Origin of the sequence: Mangrovicoccus algicola (assembly GCF_014903745.1) — a bacterium.
In the GTDB taxonomy this organism is placed as follows: Bacteria; Pseudomonadota; Alphaproteobacteria; order Rhodobacterales; family Rhodobacteraceae; genus Mangrovicoccus; species Mangrovicoccus algicola.
The window spans coordinates 17,395-37,500 of sequence record NZ_JACVXA010000027.1 but is presented as its reverse complement, the minus strand read 5'-3'; the positions used below and the strand labels follow the sequence as shown (position 1 = coordinate 37,500).

The following is a 20,106-nucleotide window of genomic DNA, read 5'->3' as shown; positions in this document are numbered from 1 at the left end:
CGTTGAATGCGAAGACGGTCCGGCCTCAGCCGATCCGGCCGGTGATGTAGCTTTCGGTGCGGCTGTCCACGGGGTTGGTGAAGATCTGCCCCGTTTCCCCGAACTCGACCAGATTGCCGAGATGGAAGAAGGCGGTCTTCTGGCTGACCCGCGCGGCCTGCTGCATCGAATGGGTGACGATGACGACCGAATACTGTTCGCGCAGCTCGTCGATCAGCTCCTCCACCTGCGCGGTGGCGATCGGGTCGAGCGCCGAACAGGGTTCGTCCATCAGCAGCACCTCGGGTTCTGTGGCCACGGCGCGGGCGATGCACAGGCGCTGCTGCTGGCCGCCCGAAAGCCCGGTGCCCGGCGCGTCCAGCCTGTCCTTGACCTCGTCCCAGATCGCGCCCCGTCGCAGCGACTTCTCGACGATCTCGTCGAGCTCCGCCTTGTTGCGGGCCAGGCCGTGGATGCGCGGCCCGTAGGCCACGTTGTCGTAGATCGACTTGGGGAACGGGTTGGGTTTCTGGAACACCATGCCGACCTTGGCGCGCAGCTGCACCGGGTCGACCTTCTTGTCGTAGATGTTCTCGCCATCGAGCAGGATCTGGCCCTCGACGCGGCAGATGTCGATCGTGTCGTTCATCCGGTTCAGGCAGCGCAGGAAGGTCGATTTCCCGCAGCCCGACGGCCCGATGAAGGCGGTCACGGTCTTGTCCTGGATCTCGACGGAGACATCCTTGATGGCATGCGAGCTGCCGTAGAAGACCTGGACATTGTCCGCCTTGATCTTGATGTCCTTCTGGTCGAGGTGGCGCTCGGTGATGCGCATGTCGTCCATGTGGGTCACTCCAGTTACTTACCAGCGGCGCTCGAAGCGGCGGCGGAGGATGATTGCGACGAGGTTCATGATCACCAGGAACACGAGCAGCACGATGATGGCGCCCGAGGCGCGTTCGACAAAGGCCGGATCCGCGCGGTTGGTGAAATTGTAGACCTGGACCGGAAGGCCCACGGCCGGATCGAGGATGCCCTCGGGATAGTCGCGCACGAAGGCGACCATGCCGATCAGCAGCAGGGGCGCGGTTTCCCCCAGCGCCTGCGCCAGCCCGATGATCGTGCCGGTCAGGATGCCGGGCATGGCCAGCGGCAGGACATGGTGGAACACGGCCTGCATCTTCGAGGCGCCGACGCCGAGCGCGGCATCGCGGATCGAGGGCGGGATGGATTTCAGCGCCGCGCGCGTGGCGATGATGATGGTGGGCAGCGTCATCAGCGTCAGCACCAGCCCGCCCACCAGCGGCGAGGAGATCGGCAGATGCATGAAGTTGATGAAGACCGCCAGCCCGAGGATCCCGAAGACGATGGAGGGCACCGCCGCGAGGTTCGAGATGTTCACCTCGATGATGTCGGTCAGCCAGTTCTTGCGGGCGAATTCCTCCAGGTAGATCGAGGCGCCGACGCCGATCGGCACGGCGATGACCAGAACGATCAGCATCATGTAGGCCGACCCGATCAGCGCGACGCCGATGCCCGCCGCCTCGGGGCGGTTCTCGGAAGCGTCCGGCCCGAAGACGAAGTCCCAGTTGAACCGTTTCTCCATCTGGCCGAGATCCAGAAGCTCGTCTGCAGCGTTCAGCTGGGCGACATCGACGCGGCTGTCCAGCGCCGCGCTTTCGCGCGTGACCTTGCCCTTGAGGTACTGGTCGATCCGCGCATTGGCGAGGAAATCGAATTCGATCGTCTCGCCGATCTCCTCGGGATTGGCCAGCACGTAGTCGCGCAGCGTCGTGGGCGCGGCCGAAGACACCATCGCGGCCAGCAGCTGCGGCGTGATCTCGGGCGCGGGCCCGGCGGCCAGTTCCTCGGCCTGGGCCTGCAGCGATCCCTGGATCAGCGGCGCATAGCCGAAGGTCAGGACCTTGGACAGCTCGGCGCGCACCGCGTCGGGATCCTCCATCAGGCGGGCGTCATTGGGGTCGACGATGGCGGGATCGAGATAGATCTCGACCTTCAGATAGGTCTGCTGGAAGGCGCTCAGGCCGCTGCCCAGGATCGAGGCCAGAAGGCAGACCAGGGCGATGACGCCGATGCCGACGGCGCCCAGCCCGTAGAGGCGGAACCGTTTCTCGGCGGCATTGCGGCGGCGGGTGCGGTCGCTTTCGGCATAGAGCGAGCTCTTGCCGGGCAGGCCCGCGGCGGAGGCGGAGATATCGGACATCAGTCGTACTGCTCCCGGTACTTGCGCACGATATAGAGCGCCAGGATGTTGAGGCACAGCGTCAGCACGAAAAGCGTGATGCCGAGCGCGAAGGCAACCAGCGTCTCGGGCGCGGCGAAATCGGTATCGCCGGTCAGCTGCGAGACGATCTTGACGGTGATGGTGGTCATCGCCTCGAACGGGTTCAGGCTGAGCTGGGCCGCGGCCCCTGCCCCCAGCACCACGATCATGGTCTCGCCGATGGCCCGCGACGCGGCCAGAAGCACGGCGCCGACGATGCCGGGCAAGGCCGCGGGCACGATGACCTGCTTGATGGTCTCGGAGCGCGTGGCGCCCAGCCCGTAGGAGCCGTCGCGCAGGCTTTGCGGCACCGCGTTGATGATGTCATCCGACAGCGAGGAGACGAAGGGGATCAGCATGATGCCCATGACCAGGCCGGCGGTCATCACGGACCGCGAACTGTCGCCGATGCCCAGCGGCCCGGCGAAATAGTCGCGCAGGAGCGGCCCGACGGTGATCAGCGCGAAGAGGCCGTAGACGATGGTCGGGATGCCTGCCAGCACCTCGATCGCGGGCTTGGCCACGCCGCGCATGGCGGGGCTTGCATATTCCGACAGGTAGATCGCGGCGAACAGCCCGATCGGCACCGAGACGCAGAGCGCGATGAAGGACACGTAGAGCGTGCCCCACAGAAGCGGCAGCATCCCCAGTTCGGAATTGCCGGAAAACCGCGGCGTCCATTCGGTGCCGAAGAAGAAATGCGTCCAGGAATACTGGGAAAAGAAATTGGCGGTCTCGAACAGCATGGACAGCACGATGCCCAGCGTCGTCAGGATCGCGACCGAGGAACAGAATATCAGGATGCCGCGGACCTTGGCCTCCACGCTGTTGCGCGCGCGGAATTCAGGCGCGATCGATCCCAGCGCCACGACCACGGCCGCCGCAGCCGCGGCCAGCGCCACGACCCCGCCGATCCAGGACAGGCTGCCTGCCAGGCCCGAGCCGAACAGCGCCCAGAGGGCGAGGATGACGATTCCGCTGAGAAACCCCGCCAGGGCGACGTTCCAGCCGTAGAAGGACACGAGCGAATGCAGCGCGCGGGTCTCGCCGCCGACCGCGGCAACCGCCTTGCGGCGCCCCAACACATAGCCTGCGGCCGAGAGGACCAGCAGGAGAATAACGAAATACGAAAGAGCCATATCCCTACCGTCTGGACTGTCATGGACTCGAAAAAGGGGGCGGCCGCATGCATGCGCGCGGCCGCCCCCCGGGAAGGTGCGAGGATTAGGAGCCCGAGCCCATGGTCACTTCATCGGCGACGGCCTTCTGGGTGTCGGCCAGTTCCGGATCGGCGACGAGGCCGTAATTGGCCAGCGGGCCGCCCGGGCCTGCAACGGCGTCGGAGACGAAGAACTCGGCATATTCCTTCAGGCCCGGGATGGTGCCGATATGCTGTTTCTTGACGTAGAAGAACAGCGGGCGGCTGACCGGGTATTCGCCGGAGGCGATCGACTCGGTGGAGGGCATCACGCCGCCCATGGTCGAGACCTTGATGATGTTGGTGTTGTTCTCGTAGAAGGCCAGGCCGAACACGCCGAAGGCACCTTCTTCGCCCTGGATCGAGGTCAGGGTCTCGGTGTAGTCGCCGTCGATGTCGATGGAGGCGCCGTCGGTGCGGATGCTCATGCAGGCTTCCTCGGCCGCATCCTCGTCACCGCCATTGATCTCCAGGATGGCTTCCATGGCGCCGGACTCTTCGCAGCCTGCCAGGATCACCTTCTCCTCGAAGACTTCGCGCGTGCCGTGCTTGGTGCCGGGGATGAAGGCCTTGATGGCGACATCCTCGAAATCCTCGTTGACTTCGTTCCACGAGGTGTTCGGGTTGGCGACCATTTCGCCGTCGACGGGCAGCTCGGCGGCCAGGGCGTTGAACCAGTCGGACGGGGTGAATTCGAATTCCGCGTCGTTGACTTCGTTGGCGAAGACGATGCCGTCATAGCCGATGCGGACTTCCATGACGTCGGTCACGCCGTTCTCGGCGCAGGTCTGGAGTTCGCTCTCGCGGATGGCGCGCGACGCGTTGGCGACGTCGATGGTGTTTTCGCCCACGCCTTCGCAGAACTGCTTGAGACCGGCCGAGGAACCGCCGGACTGCACGACCGGGGTCGGGAAGCCCATGTTCTCGCCGAAGGCTTCGGCAACAATGGAGGCATAGGGCAGGACGGTCGACGACCCGGCCACCTGCACGGTGTCGCGAGCGGCGGCGGCGGTGGCGGAAACGGCAGCAATCGCCAGGACGGAGGCGCTCAGCTTCACGGTTTTCATGTGGATGCTCCAGCTAGAATATCTTGCGCGCCCCCACTGGGAAGCGCGAGACCGGCCATAATGGGCTGCGATATCCCTTTTGTGACAGTTTCGTAACAGTTTTATGACACAGCCCGTTAACCGCGGGTCAGGGCCGAAATTACCTGCCACGGCCCTCATCCTGTCGGCAGAAGCACCGAAAAGCAGCTGCCCTTGCCGATCTCGCTGTGGATCTTCAGCCGTCCCTTGTGACGATTGACGATGTGCTTGACGATCGCCAGGCCCAGCCCTGTGCCGCCCACCGCCCGCGACCGGTGGCTGTCGACGCGGTAGAACCTCTCGGTCAGACGGTGGCTGTGCATCTCGTCGAAGCCCTGGCCGAAATCGCGGATATCCACCTGCAGCGCGGGCAGGCCCAGGATCGGGTCGCGCGCCACCTCGCTCAGCGACAGGATCACCCGGCCGCCGTCATGGCCGTATTTGATCGCGTTCTCGGTGAGGTTGACGAAGACCTGCATCAGCTGGTCGGGATCGCCCAGCAGCCAGCGTTCCTCCGCCGCCGTCTCAATCAGGAGCTCCACCCCCGCCGCCTCTGCCGCCGGGCCCAGCGTGCGGATCACCGATTTCAGGATCGCGTGCAATTCCACCCGTTCGGTGGGCCGGATGCGTTCCTCGCCCTCGACCTGGCTCAGCGACAGCAGGTCCCCGACCAGCCGGATCATCCGCCCGGCCTCCTTCGACATGGTCGCCAGGAACCGGTCGGCGGCCGCCTGGTCACCGCGCGCCGGGCCCTGCAGGGTTTCGATGAATCCCTGGATCGCGGTCAGGGGCGTGCGCAGTTCATGGCTGACATTGGCGACGAAATCGCGGCGCATCTGCCCGGCCGTCTCCAGCGAGGTGACATCCTGGAAACTGACCAGGACGCCGCCCTCGCCGGTCGGCGTGCAGATCGCGCGATAGATGGTTTCATGCGCGTGGTCGCGGCGGATATAGCGCGCCTCGCTCACCCTGCCCTGCGCCGCGCAGTCGCTGATCGCCTGAAGCAGCGGCGGCTGGCGGATGACGGTCACGACATGGCGGCCGACCTGGTCCTTGCCCAGCAGCCCGGTGGCCAGCGGGTTCAGCGCCAGCACGCGCTCGCGCGCATCGGTGACGACGATGGGCATCGGCACGGCCGACAGGATGGCATAGGTGGTCATGGGGCTATCCGCGCTGGGAAGATTGCGCGGTCCTCCTAGCCGAGCCGCGCGCCCCGGGCCAGTGCGCGAAGCCGCGCGGCCGGGCCGGATGGCGTCACATCGCGCGCAGCCCGTCGCGATAGCGCCGCATCCGCGCGGCATAGGCCCGGGCCGAGGCCAGGAGCCCGTCGATCTGCTCCGCCTCCAGCGCGCGCACCACCTTGCCCGGCATGCCCATGACCAGCGACCCGTCGGGGATCTCGCGCCCCTCGGGGATCAGCGCGCCCGCCCCGATCAGGCAGTTCCGGCCGATCCGCGCGCCGTTGAGCACCGTGGCCCCCATGCCGATCAGGCTCTGCGCACCGATGGTGCAGCCATGCAGCATCGCCTTGTGGCCGATGGTGCAATCGGGCCCGATCTCCAGCGGGAATCCCATATCCGTATGCAGCACGCAGTTTTCCTGCACGTTGCTGCCCGCCCCCACGGTGATGGTCTCGTTGTCGCCGCGCAGCGTCGCGCCGAACCAGACCGACGCGCCTTCGCCCAGGACGACCCGGCCGATCAGGTTGGCATCGGGGGCCACCCAGACATCGCCGCCGGCGGGCAGCTGCGGCGCGTGGCCATCCAGGGCGTAAAGCGTCATTGTCCCGCCTCGAATTCGTCGTTCAGCGCGCGCACGCGGTTGATCAGGTCGGGCTGGCGCGACCGGCGCAGCCGCTCGGCGGTGACGATGGCGCGCAGCTCCGCCTCCGCCCGGTCGATATCGTTGTTGATCAGGACATAGTCGTATTCGGCCCAGTGGCTGATCTCGTCGCGCGAACGCGCCATGCGCTTGGCAATCGTCTCGGCGCTGTCCTGGGCGCGCGATTCCAGCCGCCGGTGCAGTTCCGCGATCGAGGGCGGCAGCACGAAGATCGACACGACATCCTCGGCGCGCGCCGAGTTGCGCACCTGCTGCCCGCCCTGCCAGTCGATGTCGAACAGCACGTCACGCCCTTCGTTCATCGCGGCAAAGACCGGCGCGGCCGGCGAGCCGTAGAGATTGCCGAAGACCTCGGCATGTTCCAGCATCTCGCCCGCATCGACCATGCGCAGGAAGTCATCGCGCGTGCGGAAATGGTAATCGGTGCCGTCCACCTCGCCCGGACGCGGGGCGCGCGTGGTCGCCGAGACCGAGAAGCCGATGCGGCTGTCCCAGGCACGCAGCCGCCTGGCCAGGGTCGATTTCCCCGCGCCCGAGGGCGAGGACAGGATAATCAGGAGGCCGCGGCGGTCGGGGCTGGGCATGGGTCCGGTCTACTCCACGTTGTCGATATGTCCGCGCAATTGGTCTATGGCCGTCTGGAGGTCAAGCCCGAGCCGCGTCAGTTCCAGGAAATGCGCCTTCTCGCGCAGCCGCCCCGTCTCCCGCGCCAGTTCCTCCGCCAGCAGCGCAAGGCGCGCCCCCGCGGGCTGCGGGTCCTGCAGGATCGCGCGGATCGCGGCGGCATGGGCCTCCAGCCGGTCGAGTTCGCCCGCCACATCGGCGCGCGCGGCAAGCGCGGCAAGCTCCTGCTCCAACCGCCCGGGATCCAGTCCCGGCGCCTGGGACAGCACGCGCCGCACCGCCACGGCGAACTGGTCGGCCAGGTAGAGCCCGCGCCGCCGGTCCAGCGCCCGCGCCTCCCGCGCCAGAGTCTCCACCTGGTCGAGCTGGATGCAGATCTTGCGTTCCAGCCCCCGCCCCTCGGCCCGGCGCTGGCCGCCGAAGACCGCCAGGGCCGCACGCAGCCCGCCCAGCAGTTTCTGGCGATCCGCCTCGGCGGGCGGGCGCGGCCGCGGCGCGGGACCGCCCAGCGAGCCGTTGAGGATATCCGCCACCCCCGTGCGCGCCAGCTGCACCCCGGATTTCATCGCCGCCATCTCCAGCGCGGCAATGGCGGCGAAAAGCTGCGCCAGCTCCTGCGGCCCGGGCAGGACCGCGCGCGCCGCCGCGGGCGGGTGCAGCACCGCCTCCACCTGGCCGCGCCGCATCGCGGCACGGATCATGTCGCGCGCGGGCGGATCCAGCCCCTCGCAGCCCGGCGGCAGGGCGATCTCCACCGCCAGCCGGTCGCGGCAGCCGCCGCGCAGCATCCACAGCCAGGTCCCCCCCGCGGCGGCAACCTCCTGAGTCGCATGGGCTGTCATCGCGGCGAGGCTCATGGGTTAACCAATCCTTAGCTTTGACGGGGCAATTGTCTCAAATTCATGCCATATTCCCGTCAATACGGCGGGGCCTGCCGCAGCCGCGCAAAAGCCTTTGGGCGACACATCAGATTCATGGTAGATATAGAGGACCGGGTGGGACATGGCGAATGACTGGACGCAGGATACCGGGATCGTATCCCTGAAATCCTACAAAACTACGATGCAGCACAGCGCAATTTCGCAACTCGAAGCCTATTGGAACGGCCTGCGCGCCGGCCGGGTCGTCCCGAGCCGTTCCGACGTGGATCCGCGCGGCATCGACCGCGCGCTGGAATATGCCTTCATCCTGGAACGCATCGCCCCCGGGATGGCCCGGTTCCGCCTGGCGGGGATGCATCTGAACGACCTGATGGGGATGGAGGTACGGGGCATGCCGCTGACCTCCTTCTTCGTACCCGATGCGCGCCGGCAGGTATCCGACGCGCTGGAACACGTATTCGAGGAGCCGTCCATCGCACGGTTCGCCCTTCTTGCCGAACGGGGCATCGGCAAGCCGCAGAACGAAGCCCAGCTTCTGATCCTGCCCCTGAAATCCGACCTCGGCGATGTCAGCCGCGCGCTTGGCTGCCTGGTCTGCGACGGCGAGATCGGCCGCACGCCGCGCCGCTTCGCCATCACCGAAATGGCCGTGGAGCCGCTGATCGCCGGGATCGAACCCGCCCAGGCCCCGCTGCCCGGCAGCCGCCGTCCCGCCGCCCCCGGCCCCGCTTCTTCCGGCCCCGGCCCGCGCAAGCCCGCAACGCCGCCGCTGATCCCGGGCCTCGCCGAAACCGGCACTCCCTTCGAAGGCAAGAATGACGCGCCCCGCCCGGGCAGGCCCACCCGGGTGCCGTGGCTGCGCGTCGTCACCCCCGAGGACTGATCCCCCCGCCGCATCGGGCCCGCCGCCCGGCCCCCGGCTCCGCCATGAAAAACGCCGCCCCGGGGGGCGGCGTCTGCAATTTCGGCACTGGCGCCCGGTTCAGGAGGCGGCCGCGGCGCGCTGGCGCTCCTGGTGCAGGACATTGAGTTCCTCCGCGACGAGGAAGGCCAGTTCCAGCGACTGGCTGGCATTCAGCCGCGGATCGCAGGCGGTGTGGTAGCGGCTGGACAGGTCGTCATCGGTGACGGCGCGGACGCCCCCGGTGCATTCGGTCACGTCCTTGCCGGTCATCTCGAAATGCACGCCGCCGGGGATGGTGCCCATGGAGCGGTGCACGCGGAAGAAATCCTGCACCTCCTGCAGCACCGCCTCGAAGGGCCGGGTCTTGTAGCCAGAGGACGACTTGATCGTGTTGCCGTGCATCGGGTCGCAGGACCACACGACATTGGCGCCCTCGGCCTTCACCGTCTCGATCAGCCGCGGCAGGTGGTCGTCGGTCTTGCCCGCGCCGAAGCGCGCGATCAGCGTCAGCCGCCCCGGATCGTTCAGCGGGTTCAGCCGCGCCATCAGCACCTTGAGATCCTCCGCCGTGGTGGAGGGGCCGCATTTCAGGCCGATCGGGTTGATGACGCCTTCGCAGAACTTCACATGCGCGCCGTCCGGCTGCCGCGTGCGGTCGCCGATCCAGATCATGTGGCCCGAGCCCGCCACCGGTTTGCCCGAGGTGGAATCGATCCGGCACAGCGCCTCTTCGTATTCCAGCAGAAGCGCCTCGTGGCTGGTGAAGAAATCGACCGTGCCGACCGCCTGCGTCGCCTCGCGCGTCACGCCGGCGGCATCCATGAAGGCCAGCGCCTGCGAGATCTGCTCGGCCATGGCGCGGTATTTCTCGGCCTTCTCGCCCTCGGTGAAGCCCAGCGTCCAGGTATGGACCTGGTGCATGTCCGCATAGCCGCCCTGGGAGAAGGCGCGCAGCAGGTTCAGCGAGGCCGCGGCCTGGGTATAGGCCTGCAGCATCCGCTGCGGATCGGGGATCCGCGCCTCGGGCGTGAAGGCGATGTCATTGACGATGTCGCCGCGATAGCTGGGCAGTTCGACCCCGCCCACGGTCTCCATCGGCGCCGAGCGCGGCTTGGCGAACTGCCCCGCCACGCGGCCGACCTTGATCACCGGCACCTTGGCGCCGAAGGTCAGCACCATCGCCATCTGCAGCATCACCTTGAACGTGTCGCGGATCGAATCCGCGCCGAATTCCTGGAAGCTCTCGGCGCAGTCGCCGCCCTGCAGCAGGAAGGCCTCGCCCTTCGCCGCCTGGCCCAGCCGCGCGCGCAGCGTGCGGGCCTCCCCGGCAAAGACCAGGGGCGGATACTTGGCCAGGCGGGCCTCCACGGCCTCCAGCGCGGCCGCGTCGGGATAGTCCGGCATCTGCACCCGCGGCAATGCTCTCCAGTCCGACTTTGTCCAACCCTTGGTCATGGTTTTCTCCCTTCTCCATCCCCCGCGCGGGTCACGCGGGGTCCGCATGCTGTGCGGGCTGGCGCCCCGGCTGTCAACCCGTAGCTGTCCCCGCCGCCGGCGGGGGTGTCTTGCGCGGCCGGGGCAAACCTGCTTGGCTGTGCCGTCCCGTCCCGACAAGGGCCCGATCCATGGCAGACTGCCCCGACCAGATCCCCCCCGGCCCTGTTCCCCGGCACGTCCTCTTCGTCCTGCTGCCCGGCTTCACGCTGATCAGCCAGGCGGGGGCGCTGGACTGCCTGCGCCTGGCCAATCGCGCGGCGGGGCGCACGCTCTATACCTGGCGCATCGTCGCGCAGGACGGGGCCGACACCGCCTGCTCGGCCGGGCCGGTCATCCGCCCCGACGGCGCGCTCCCGCAAACCCGGCCCGGCGACATCGCGGTGCTCTGCGGCGGTCTGGGCATCCGCGACCGCGCCGATCCCGCGCTGCTGGACTGGCTGGTCCGTGCCGCGGCGCGCGGCACGGTGATGGCGGGGATCTGCACCGGGAGCTACCTGCTGGCGCGCGCGGGGCTGCTGGAGGGACGGCGGGCGACGATCCACTGGGAGAACGCCGAAAGCCTGGCACGGGACTTTCCCGCGATCCTGCTGACCCGCGCGGTCTTCGTCGAGGATGGCAACCGGCTGACCTGCGCGGGAGGCACGGCGGTGATCGACATGATGCTGAGCCTGATCGCGCGCGATCACGGGCCGGGCATCGCCGCCGATGTCGCCGACCAGCTGCTGCATTCGGCGATCCGCAGCGGCCAGGACATGCAGCGCCTGTCGCTGCCCTCGCGCATGGGCGTGCGCCATGACGGGCTGGCGCGGGTGATCGGCCGGATGGAGGCCAGCGTCGCCGCCCCGCCCAGCCCCGCGCTTCTGGCGGCCGAGGCGGGGCTGTCGGTGCGCCAGCTGGAACGGCTGTTCCGCCGCTATCTGGGCCGCTCGCCCAAGCGCTATTTCCTGGAACTGCGCCTGCAGAAGGCGCGCCAGCTGCTGCTTCAGACCGAGATGGGCGTCCCCGGCGTGGCGGCGGCCACCGGCTTTGCCAGCGCCACGCATTTCTCGCGCTGCTACCGGGCGCAATACGGCACCACGCCCTATCGCGACCGCGGTGCCGAAGCCCCGGCCGCCCCGCCTGCACCGAAGGGCTGAGCCGACGGGCCCTTTCGCCGCATCGGCGGCCGTTGCGGCAGGCAGCACGGGGACTTCCCTTTGTCCGGACCCGCGGCTAGCCTCCGCTGCAAACATGCTGAAAACAGGGAGTCAGTCATGAAATCGCTTCTCAGCGCCAGCGCGCTTCTCGCGCTCGTGGCCGGGTCGGCGCAGGCCGAGGTCAAGCTCGGCGTGCTTCTGGGCTTCACCGGCCCGCTGGAATCCGTCGCCCCGCCCATCGCCGCCGGGGCCGAGCTGGCCGCCGCCGAGATCTCGGAGACCGGCAGCTTCCTCGGCGGCGAGACCGTCGCGCCGGTGCGCGGCGATTCGACCTGCATCGACGCCTCCGCCGCCACGGCCGCGGGCGAACGCATGGTCACCGCCGAGGGCGTGACCGGCATCGTCGGCGCGATGTGCTCGGGCGCCACCGGCGCGGTGCTGGCCAATGTCGCCATCCCCAACGGCATCGTCATGATCTCGCCCTCGGCCACCTCGCCGGGGCTGTCGACGGTCGAGGATAACGGCCTGTTCTTCCGCACCGCGCCTTCGGATGCGCGCCAGTCGGTGGTGATGGCCGAGATCCTGGGCGAAAAGGATATCGACGAGGTCGCCGTGACCTATACCAACAACGATTACGGCAAGGGGCTGGCGGACAGTTTCCAGGCCGCGTTCGAGGAGGCCGGGGGCACGGTCACCATCTCGGCGCCCCATGACGACGGCAAGGGCGACTATTCGGCCGAAGTCGGCGCGCTGGCCTCGGCGGGCGGCCAGGTGCTGGTCGTGGCGGGCTATGTCGACCAGGGCGGCTCGGGCATCATCCAGAGCGCGCTGGACACCGGCGCCTTCGACACATTCGTGCTGCCCGACGGCATGGTGGCCTCGGCCCTGACCGAGAAGTTCGGATCCGATATCGACGGCTCCTTCGGGCAGCTCGCCGGCTCGGATTCCGAGGGCGGCGCCGCATTCGAGGCGCTGGCGGAGGCGGCCGGTTTCGACGGTACGGCGGTCTATGCCAAGGAAGGCTATGACGCCGCCGCGCTGATCCTGCTGGCGATGCAGGCCGCAGGCTCCTCCGAGGCCTCCGCCTACAAGGACAAGATCACCGAGGTGGCCAATGCCCCCGGCGAGAAGATCTTCCCCGGCGATCTGGCGAAGGGGCTGGAGATCCTCGCCTCCGGCGGCGACATCGACTATGTCGGCGCCTCCGATGTCGAGCTGATCGGCCCCGGCGAGGCGGCCGGGCGCTTCCGCGAGGTCTCGATCGAGAACGGCGAGATCACCACCACCGGCTATCGCTGACGCGGCGTTGCGGGGTCCGGCGGCTTGCCCGGGCCCCGCTTTGCTGCTAGCCGCCCTCGATCACGCTTCCGCGAACGGGCCTGTTCATGATTACTGTCGACAACCTGGTCATGCGCTTCGGCGGCTTCACCGCCGTCAACGGGGCCTCCCTGACCATCCGCGAAGGATCGATCACCGGGTTGATCGGGCCGAACGGTGCAGGAAAAACTACGCTTTTCAATTGCATAGCAGGCGTTCTTAAACCGACCTCCGGGACCGTGACCATGTCCGGCGAGGCGATCACCGGCCTGGCGCCGCACCAGCTCTTCCACAAGGGGCTGCTGCGCACCTTCCAGATCGCCCATGAATTTTCGTCGCTCAGCGTGCGCGAGAACCTGATGATGGTGCCCGCGGACCAGTCGGGCGAGACGCTGTGGAATACCTGGACGCGACGGCGGCGCATCGCGGCGGAAGAACGCGCCAACATGAAGAAGGCCGACGAAGTTCTTGAATTTCTGACCATCGACCATTTGGCCGACGAAAAGGCCGGGGCGCTGTCCGGGGGACAGAAGAAACTCCTGGAACTGGGCCGCACCATGATGGTCGATGCCAGGATCGTCTTTCTCGACGAGGTCGGCGCCGGGGTGAACCGGACGCTTCTGAACACGATCGGCGACGCGATCCTGCGGCTGAACCGCGAACGGGGCTATACGTTCTGCATGATCGAGCATGACATGGATTTCATCGCGCGGCTCTGCGACCCGGTCATCTGCATGGCCGAGGGCGGCGTCCTCGCCGAGGGCAGCATCGCCGAGATCAAGGCGGATCCGCAGGTGATCGAGGCCTATCTCGGCACCGGGCTGAAGAACAAGGTGACGGCGCAATGAGCGGGCCATTCCTCGAGGCCACGGGCCTGCGCGGCGGCTATGGCGCGGCCGATATCCTGCATGGCTGCAACCTGTCGGTCGAAAAGGGCAGGATCGCGGTGATCGTCGGTCCGAACGGCGCGGGGAAATCCACCGCAATGAAGGCGGTCTTCGGCATGCTGCCGCTGCGCGAGGGCCGCGTGATGCTGGGTGGGCGCGACATCACCGGGCTGACGCCGCAGGCGCGGGTGGCGGCCGGGATGGGCTTCGTGCCGCAGGTGCGCAACATCTTCCCCACCATGACGGTGGAGGAGAACCTCGAAATGGGCGGCTTCCTGCGCCGCGACGACATCCGCCCCACGATCGAGCAGGTCTATGACCTATTCCCGATCCTCGGCGACAAGCGGCACCAGGCGGCGGGCGAATTGTCGGGCGGCCAGCGCCAGCAGGTCGCCGTCGGACGCGCGCTGATGACGCGGCCGCAGCTTCTGATGCTGGACGAACCCACTGCCGGGGTCAGCCCGATCGTCATGGACGAGCTGTTCGACAGGATCATCGAGGTCGCGCGGACCGGCATCTCGATCCTCATGGTCGAACAGAATGCCCGCCAGGCGCTGGAGATCGCCGATACCGGCTATGTGCTGGTCCAGGGGGCGAACCGGTTCACCGATACCGGGGCCGCGCTGCTGGCCGATCCGCATGTGCGCGCAAGCTTCTTGGGGGGCTGACTGCGGTTGCAGATGAAAACCATCTTTCACCAGATTGTCGAACCGACGTTTTTTCCGAAAGGATCAGCCGCGTGGATCTACTGAACGCGCTCGTCGCGCTGACCAATTTCGTCATCGTCCCCGCGACGGCCTATGGCGCGCAGCTGGCGCTCGGCGCGCTCGGCGTGACCCTGACCGTGGCGGTTCTGCGCTTCACCAATGTCGCCCATGGCGACACGATGGCCTTCGGCACGATGGTCACGATCCTGGCGACCTGGGGTCTGCAATCGCTGGGCATCTCGGCAGGCCCCCTGCCGACCGCGTTGATCGCCCTGCCCGTCGGCATCGCCGTGACCGCATGGTTGCTTCTTGCAACCGACAGGATGGTCTACCGCTTCTACCGCAGGAACCGCGCCTCCTCCGCGATCCTGCTGATAGTCTCCATCGGCGTGATGTTCGTGATGAACGGCATCGTCCGCCTGGTCATCGGCGTCGATGAACAGCGGTTCGACGATGGCGCGCGCTTCCTCGTCTCCGCCCGCGATTTCAAGGAAATGACCGGGCTGGACGAAGGCCTGGCCATCCGCAGTTCGCAGGCCATCACCCTGGTCACGGCGCTGACGGTGATGGTCGCGCTGTTCTGGTTCCTCAACCGCACCCGCAGCGGCAAGTCGATGCGCGCCTTCGCCGACAACCGCGACCTGGCCCTGCTGTCGGGGATCGATCCCGACCGGGTCGTGCGCATCACCTGGGTGCTGGTCGCGGCGCTGGCCACCATTGCCGGCACGCTTTACGGTCTGGACAAGTCCTTCAAGCCCTTCACCTATTTCCAGCTGCTGCTGCCGATCTTCGCGGCTGCCATCGTCGGCGGGCTGGGGAGTCCGGTCGGCGCGATCGTCGGCGGGTTCATCATCGCCTTTTCCGAGGTCGGCCTGACCTATGCCTGGAAAAAGGTCCTGGGCTACACCCTGCCCGCCGGACTGGCGCCGGACGGGCTGGTGCAGCTTCTGGGCACGGAATACAAGAACGCGGTCAGCTTCCTCATCCTCGTGCTGGTGCTGCTGATCAAGCCCACCGGCCTTTTCAGGGGGACCTCGACATGACGGCCCGCACCATCGCCATGTTCCTTCTGGTGCTCCTGCTGATCCTGCTGACCGGGTTTCTGCAAAGCTGGAACACCGCCCTCTACATCCTGAACATGGGTCTCGTCTCGGCGATCATGGCCCTGGGCCTGAATGCCCAATGGGGGTTTGCCGGGCTGTTCAATGTCGGCGTGATGGGATTTGTCGCGCTTGGCGGGCTGGCCGCCGTGCTTGTCTCCGAACCGCCCGTGCCCGAAGCCTGGGCGGCGGGAGGGCCGCGGCTGCTGCTTGCGCTCGGGACCGGGCTTGCGACGATTGCACTGGTGGTTGCGGTCCACAAGCGCATCGGAAAACGCTGGTTGCGGATTGCAACCACGGTGATCCTGGCCTGCCTGGGATTCGCGCTCTACCGCATGCTTTTCGATCCCGCCCGCGATGCGATCGAGGCCGTCGACCCCGCAACGACCGGTTTCCTCGGCGGGCTTGGCCTGCCCGTGCTGATCGCCTGGCCGGTCGGCGGGCTGTTTGCCGCCGGGGCCGCCTGGATCATCGGCAAGACCGCGCTGGGGCTGCGCAGCGACTATCTCGCGATCGCGACGCTGGGCATTTCCGAGATCATCATCAGCATCCTGCGCAACGAGGACTGGCTGGCGCGGGGCGTCAAGAATGTCGTCGGCATCCCGCGGCCGGTGCCCTACGAGATCGACCTGCAGCAGGATCCCGGTTTCGCCGGCACCGCCGCGGGGCTCGGGCTGGACCCGGTCACGGCCTCGACGCTCTATGTCAAACTGCTCTATGCCGGGCTCTTCGCCATCGTCCTGGTCGCGCTGGTCGTGCTCAGCCAGCTGGCGCTGAACGCGCCCTGGGGCCGGATGATGCGGGCGATCCGCGACAATGAGACAGCCGCCGCGGCGATGGGCAAGGATGTCACGCGCCGTCACCTGCAGGTCTTCATCCTCGGATCGGCCGTCTGCGGCCTGGCCGGGGCGATGATGACCACGCTGGACGGACAGCTGACGCCCGGCACGTATCAGCCGCTGCGCTTCACCTTCCTCGTCTGGGTCATGGTCATCGTCGGCGGGTCGGGCAACACGCTGGGCGGGGTGCTGGGCGGCTTCCTGGTGTTCTTCCTGTGGGTCCAGGTGGAACCGCTGGGCCAGGCGCTGATGCAGGTGCTGACCCTGCCGCTGCCCGATGGCGCGCTGAAGGGTCATCTGCTGGAAAGCGCGGCGCAGATGCGGCTGCTGACCATGGGGGTCGTGATGCTGTTGGTGCTGCGCTTTGCCCCGCGGGGGCTGCTGCCTGAACGCTAGAGCGGACGGAACGGCGGTTGCGAAATGCAACCGCCGGATCACATCCGGCGGAAGACATAGCGCAGCTCCTGCCGGGATGTCTCTCCGGCAGGCAGGATGCCATGGGCGGCGCCCGCGAGGTTCGGCGCATCCGGCCAGAGCTGCGCCTCCAGGGCGACGCCGCTGCAGCGACCATATCGGCGCCCCTCAAGCCCGCGCTCCAGATCGAGATGTGCCCCGTCATAAAGCTGCAGCCCCGGCTCGGTCGTCTCGACGGTCAGGCTGACCGATCCCGCTCCGCCGCAAAGGATGGCCACCGGGCGCAAGGCGTCCCGGGCGCGGCCGGTACAGAAATTGTGGTCATAGCCCCGGTCTCCGATCGGGCGGGGCGCGCGGAAATCGAAACCGGTCCCGGCGACGGGCGCGATCTCGCCCGTGGGGATCAGATCCTCGTCCACCGGCAGGTAATGCGCGGCCATGATCTGAAGGACATGGCTGCGGATGGAGGCCGCGCCATCCAGGTTGAAATAGCTGTGCTGGGCGAAATTGCAGGGCGTCGCATGGTTGCATTGCGCAACCACCGAAAGGGCCAGGACACCGTTCCCCGGCAGGAAAAACCGCGCCTCCACGCTCATGTCTCCGGGAAATCCCATATGCCCGTCAGGCAGATGCAGGGAAAACGTCACGTGGTCCCCGCCCAGATCGGCGATGCGCCACAGCATCTGGCCGCTGCCCCCGGTGCCGCCATGCAGCAGGTGGCGCCCGCGGAAATTCCGATCCGCCTGGAAGGACGTGCCCGCGATGGCGAAGCGCCCGCCGCGGATGCGGTTGGCAAAGCGTCCGACAATCGCGCCGGAATAAAGCAGCGCGTCGAGATAGGGGCCGAATTCCTCCGCCCCGAGCACCAGGGGGTGACCGACGCCCTCCATCCTGAGGTCCTGCAGCGTCGCCCCCCAGGTGAGGAAGGCGGCCCGCAACCCGCCCCCCTCGATCACCACCCGCTCTACCGGCCGGCCGTCCGGGGCCCGGCCGAATTCCGAGACGGTCACGCGATCACCCGGTGCTCTGCCTGGCCCGCGACACCGGCATCGGCGATGACATAGGTCAGGCCCTGGGCGGCATCCGGTTCCGCGATGGATTGCAGCGCCGAGGTGCAGAACAGCGTCCGCCGGTCGGGGCCGCCGAAGGCCGGGCAGGAGGAATGCAGCCCCGGCACGGCGATGGCGCGGTCGAACACGCCCTCGGGCGTATAGCGCGCCACCCGGCCCGAGCCCCATTGGCCGGTCCAGAAATGGTTCTGGGAATCGATGACGGCGCCATCGGCCTTGTGCCCCGTCCCGGCAAGATCAAGGAAGACCTCCGGCGGTCCGGCAGGCCAGCCTTCCGCGTCCAATTCGACCCGCATGACCTTCAGCGTCGGCGTGTCGGTGAAATAGGCCGTGCGCCCGTCCGTGCCGAAACAGATCGCGTTGGAGGTGGTGATGTCGCCGTAGAGCTTTTCCAGCACCCCCTTGTGATAGCGCCAGATCGCCCCTTTCGGACCGCCCCCCGCCTTGGCCATGGTGCCGATCCAGAATCCGCCCATCGGATCGGCGCGCCCGTCATTGGACCGGTTCCCGGGCAGATCCGCCTCCAGCGGGCAGACGGGCTCATGCTCCCCGGTTGCAATGTCGAAGCGACGCAGCGCCGTTTCGGTTGCAATCAGCAACCGGTGCTCGTCGATCCAGCCCGCCGCCGAGAGATGTTCGTCGAACCGCCATTCCAGCGGCCTGTCCCCCTGGCGCGACAGGATGCGGTTGCCGATGATGTCGAACCAGAACAGCTGGTTCCTCAGCGGGTGCCACAGCGGTCCCTCGCCGAGCAAACAGGGCCGGGCATCGTAGATCTCCATCTCCATCGTCTTCTCTCCTGCGCAGCGCGATCAGATCGCCTGAAGATCGCCCGGCAGAAGCGCCGCGGGCAGGTTCTGGTAGCAGACCGGCCGCAGGAAGCGGCGGATCGCCATGGTGCCGACCGAGGTGGCGCCGAAATTGGTCGAGGCCGGGAAGGGCCCGCCATGGACCATCGCATCGGCGACCTCGACGCCGGTGGGGAAGGCATTGGCCAGCACCCTGCCCGCCTTGCTTTCCAGCACCGGCATCAGCGGCCGGGCTGCCTCGATATCGGCATCCTCCATCAGCAGCGTCGCGGTCAGCTGGCCATGCAGGCCCTGCGCCACCTTCAGCATCTCCGCCGGCGCCGCCGTGCGGATCACGATGGCGGCCGGTCCGAAGACCTCGCGCGCCAGATCGGGCCGGGCGAGCCAGTCGGCCGCCGATGCCTGGAACACGGCCGGAGCCCCCTCGCGCGGGCCGCAGGCCTGGGCGGCGGTCAGCCGGTCGAGCCCGGCGCCCGAGAGCGTCTCCACGCCTTGCGCATAGGCCGCGGCCGTGCCGCCGGTCAGCATCGGCTGCGCGACGGTTTCATTCAGCAACCCGGCGGCCGCCGCCAGGAAGGCATCGCCTTCGGGCCCTTCGGGCAGCACCACGATGCCGGGATTGGTGCAGAACTGCCCGACCCCCATGGTCAGCGACTGTGCCCAGCCCTCGCCCATCGCGGCGCCGCGCGCGGCCAGGGCGGCGGGCATCACGAAGACCGGGTTCAGAGAGCCCAGTTCGCCGAAGAACGGGATCGGCTCGGGCCGCGCCATGGCCAGGTCGAACAGCGCCTTGCCGCCGCCGAAGGAGCCGGTGAAGCCCACCGCCCGGATCGCCGGATGCTGCACCAGCGCGCCCCCGGCCTCGTTGGTATTGGACTGCACCATGGAGAAGACGCCCGCGGGCATGCCGGTCGCCCTGATGGCGGCATCGATGGCCCCGGCGACCAGTTCGCAGGTGCCGGGATGACCGGGATGGCCCTTGTAGACGACCGGGCAGCCGGCCGCCAGCGCGGCGGCGGTATCGCCCCCGGCCGTGGAGAAGGCCAGCGGGAAATTCGAGGCGCCGAAGACGCCCACGGGCCCGACCGGGCGCTGCATCAGCCGCAGGTCCGGCCGCGGCAGGGGCGCGCGGTCGGGCAGCGCCGGATCATGGCGGATGTCGAGATAGGCGCCGTCGCGGAGATGGCCCGCGAAAAGGCGCAGCTGTCCGCAGGTGCGGCCGCGCTCGCCCTCCAGCCGGGCGGCAGGCAGGCCGGTTTCGGCCCCCCCAATCGCGGTCAGCTGGGGACCGCGCGCCTCGATCTCCTCCGCGATGCGCTCCAGCAAGGCGGCCCGGTCCTCGCGCGAGGTCCAGCCATAGGTGGCGAAGGCCTCGGCGGCGGCGGTGGCGGCGGCATCGATTTCGGCCGCGCCGCCCGCGCAATAGTCCTGCCCCTCGCCGGTGACGGGATCGGAGCGGAAGGTGCCGTCCGAGGCGGTCCAGTTGCCGGCGATCAGGTGACGGCCGGTCAGGGTCGGGATGTCGGACATGGG

19 protein-coding genes are annotated in these 20,106 nt (G+C 68.1%); 7 read left to right on the top strand and 12 right to left on the bottom strand.

All coding sequences use genetic code 11. The features are described from left to right. Positions 1-25: 25 nt before the first annotated feature. From pstB to ICN82_RS10380, 8 genes are all read right to left on the bottom strand, one after another. A complete protein-coding gene (pstB, locus tag ICN82_RS10415) occupies positions 26-823 on the bottom strand; it encodes a phosphate ABC transporter ATP-binding protein PstB (protein WP_193182396.1) in 798 nt (265 codons plus the stop codon). Between the two features lie 18 nt (positions 824-841). After that, positions 842-2,203 carry a phosphate ABC transporter permease PstA gene (gene pstA, locus ICN82_RS10410; protein ID WP_193182393.1) on the bottom strand — a complete coding sequence of 454 codons (1,362 nt, stop codon included), beginning with the start codon at positions 2,201-2,203 and terminating at the stop codon, positions 842-844. Then, positions 2,203-3,402 carry a phosphate ABC transporter permease subunit PstC gene (pstC, locus tag ICN82_RS10405; protein ID WP_193182391.1) on the bottom strand — a complete coding sequence of 400 codons (1,200 nt, stop codon included), beginning with the start codon at positions 3,400-3,402 and terminating at the stop codon, positions 2,203-2,205. The genes pstA and pstC overlap by 1 nt, the downstream gene beginning before the upstream one ends. A gap of 85 nt (positions 3,403-3,487) precedes the next feature. Beyond that, positions 3,488-4,528 carry a substrate-binding domain-containing protein gene (locus tag ICN82_RS10400; protein ID WP_193182389.1) on the bottom strand — a complete coding sequence of 347 codons (1,041 nt, stop codon included), beginning with the start codon at positions 4,526-4,528 and terminating at the stop codon, positions 3,488-3,490. A gap of 155 nt (positions 4,529-4,683) precedes the next feature. After that, positions 4,684-5,706, bottom strand: a complete 1,023-nt coding sequence (locus tag ICN82_RS10395) for an ATP-binding protein (RefSeq protein WP_193182388.1) — start codon at positions 5,704-5,706, stop codon at positions 4,684-4,686. Positions 5,707-5,800: 94 nt separating this feature from the next. Beyond that, complete coding sequence (locus ICN82_RS10390; protein WP_193182386.1) at positions 5,801-6,328, bottom strand: gamma carbonic anhydrase family protein; 528 nt, start codon at positions 6,326-6,328, stop codon at positions 5,801-5,803. Further along, the gene (gmk, locus tag ICN82_RS10385; protein ID WP_193182384.1) at positions 6,325-6,972 is read right to left on the bottom strand and encodes a guanylate kinase; all 648 of its coding nucleotides are present in this window, start codon (positions 6,970-6,972) and stop codon (positions 6,325-6,327) included. Before gmk ends, ICN82_RS10390 begins: the two co-directional genes overlap by 4 nt. A gap of 9 nt (positions 6,973-6,981) precedes the next feature. Next, positions 6,982-7,869 (bottom strand): endoribonuclease YicC domain-containing protein, encoded by an 888-nt coding sequence (locus ICN82_RS10380; RefSeq protein ID WP_193182382.1) that lies wholly within the window; start codon positions 7,867-7,869, stop codon positions 6,982-6,984. Positions 7,870-8,014: 145 nt separating this feature from the next. On the opposite strand from ICN82_RS10380, the gene ICN82_RS10375 reads away from it, so the two are divergent. Continuing rightward, positions 8,015-8,776 (top strand): PAS domain-containing protein, encoded by a 762-nt coding sequence (locus ICN82_RS10375; protein ID WP_193182381.1) that lies wholly within the window; start codon positions 8,015-8,017, stop codon positions 8,774-8,776. Between the two features lie 99 nt (positions 8,777-8,875). Here ICN82_RS10375 and ICN82_RS10370 read toward each other — a convergent pair whose 3' ends face one another. Continuing rightward, positions 8,876-10,252, bottom strand: coding sequence for a class II 3-deoxy-7-phosphoheptulonate synthase (locus tag ICN82_RS10370; protein ID WP_193182379.1), 1,377 nt, complete (start codon positions 10,250-10,252; stop codon positions 8,876-8,878). A gap of 170 nt (positions 10,253-10,422) precedes the next feature. Here ICN82_RS10370 and ICN82_RS10365 point away from each other — a divergent pair, with 170 nt between their 5' ends. From ICN82_RS10365 to ICN82_RS10340, 6 genes are all read left to right on the top strand, one after another. Continuing rightward, on the top strand, positions 10,423-11,430 hold the full coding sequence (locus tag ICN82_RS10365; protein ID WP_193182377.1) for a GlxA family transcriptional regulator: 1,008 nt from the start codon (positions 10,423-10,425) through the stop codon (positions 11,428-11,430). Between the two features lie 117 nt (positions 11,431-11,547). Further along, the gene (locus ICN82_RS10360; RefSeq protein WP_193182375.1) at positions 11,548-12,729 is read left to right on the top strand and encodes an ABC transporter substrate-binding protein; all 1,182 of its coding nucleotides are present in this window, start codon (positions 11,548-11,550) and stop codon (positions 12,727-12,729) included. 86 nt (positions 12,730-12,815) lie between these two features. After that, complete coding sequence (locus tag ICN82_RS10355) at positions 12,816-13,595, top strand: ABC transporter ATP-binding protein (protein ID WP_193182373.1); 780 nt, start codon at positions 12,816-12,818, stop codon at positions 13,593-13,595. Beyond that, the gene (locus ICN82_RS10350) at positions 13,592-14,302 is read left to right on the top strand and encodes an ABC transporter ATP-binding protein (protein WP_193182371.1); all 711 of its coding nucleotides are present in this window, start codon (positions 13,592-13,594) and stop codon (positions 14,300-14,302) included. The genes ICN82_RS10355 and ICN82_RS10350 overlap by 4 nt, the downstream gene beginning before the upstream one ends. Before the next feature lie 71 nt (positions 14,303-14,373). Continuing rightward, positions 14,374-15,384 carry a branched-chain amino acid ABC transporter permease gene (locus ICN82_RS10345; protein ID WP_193182369.1) on the top strand — a complete coding sequence of 337 codons (1,011 nt, stop codon included), beginning with the start codon at positions 14,374-14,376 and terminating at the stop codon, positions 15,382-15,384. Further along, entirely contained in the window at positions 15,381-16,676 is a 1,296-nt protein-coding gene (locus ICN82_RS10340) for a branched-chain amino acid ABC transporter permease (protein WP_193182367.1), read from the top strand. Before ICN82_RS10345 ends, ICN82_RS10340 begins: the two co-directional genes overlap by 4 nt. Positions 16,677-16,714: 38 nt before the next feature. Here the strand turns inward: ICN82_RS10340 and ICN82_RS10335 are convergent, their stop codons facing one another. From ICN82_RS10335 to ICN82_RS10325, 3 genes are read right to left on the bottom strand one after another with little or no spacing between them, the layout of a single operon-like run. After that, on the bottom strand, positions 16,715-17,704 hold the full coding sequence (locus ICN82_RS10335) for an aldose epimerase family protein (protein WP_193182365.1): 990 nt from the start codon (positions 17,702-17,704) through the stop codon (positions 16,715-16,717). After that, entirely contained in the window at positions 17,701-18,552 is an 852-nt protein-coding gene (locus ICN82_RS10330; RefSeq protein ID WP_193182362.1) for an SMP-30/gluconolactonase/LRE family protein, read from the bottom strand. The genes ICN82_RS10335 and ICN82_RS10330 overlap by 4 nt, the downstream gene beginning before the upstream one ends. Positions 18,553-18,576: 24 nt before the next feature. Continuing rightward, on the bottom strand, positions 18,577-20,103 hold the full coding sequence (locus tag ICN82_RS10325; protein ID WP_193182359.1) for an aldehyde dehydrogenase (NADP(+)): 1,527 nt from the start codon (positions 20,101-20,103) through the stop codon (positions 18,577-18,579). Positions 20,104-20,106: the final 3 nt, after the last annotated feature.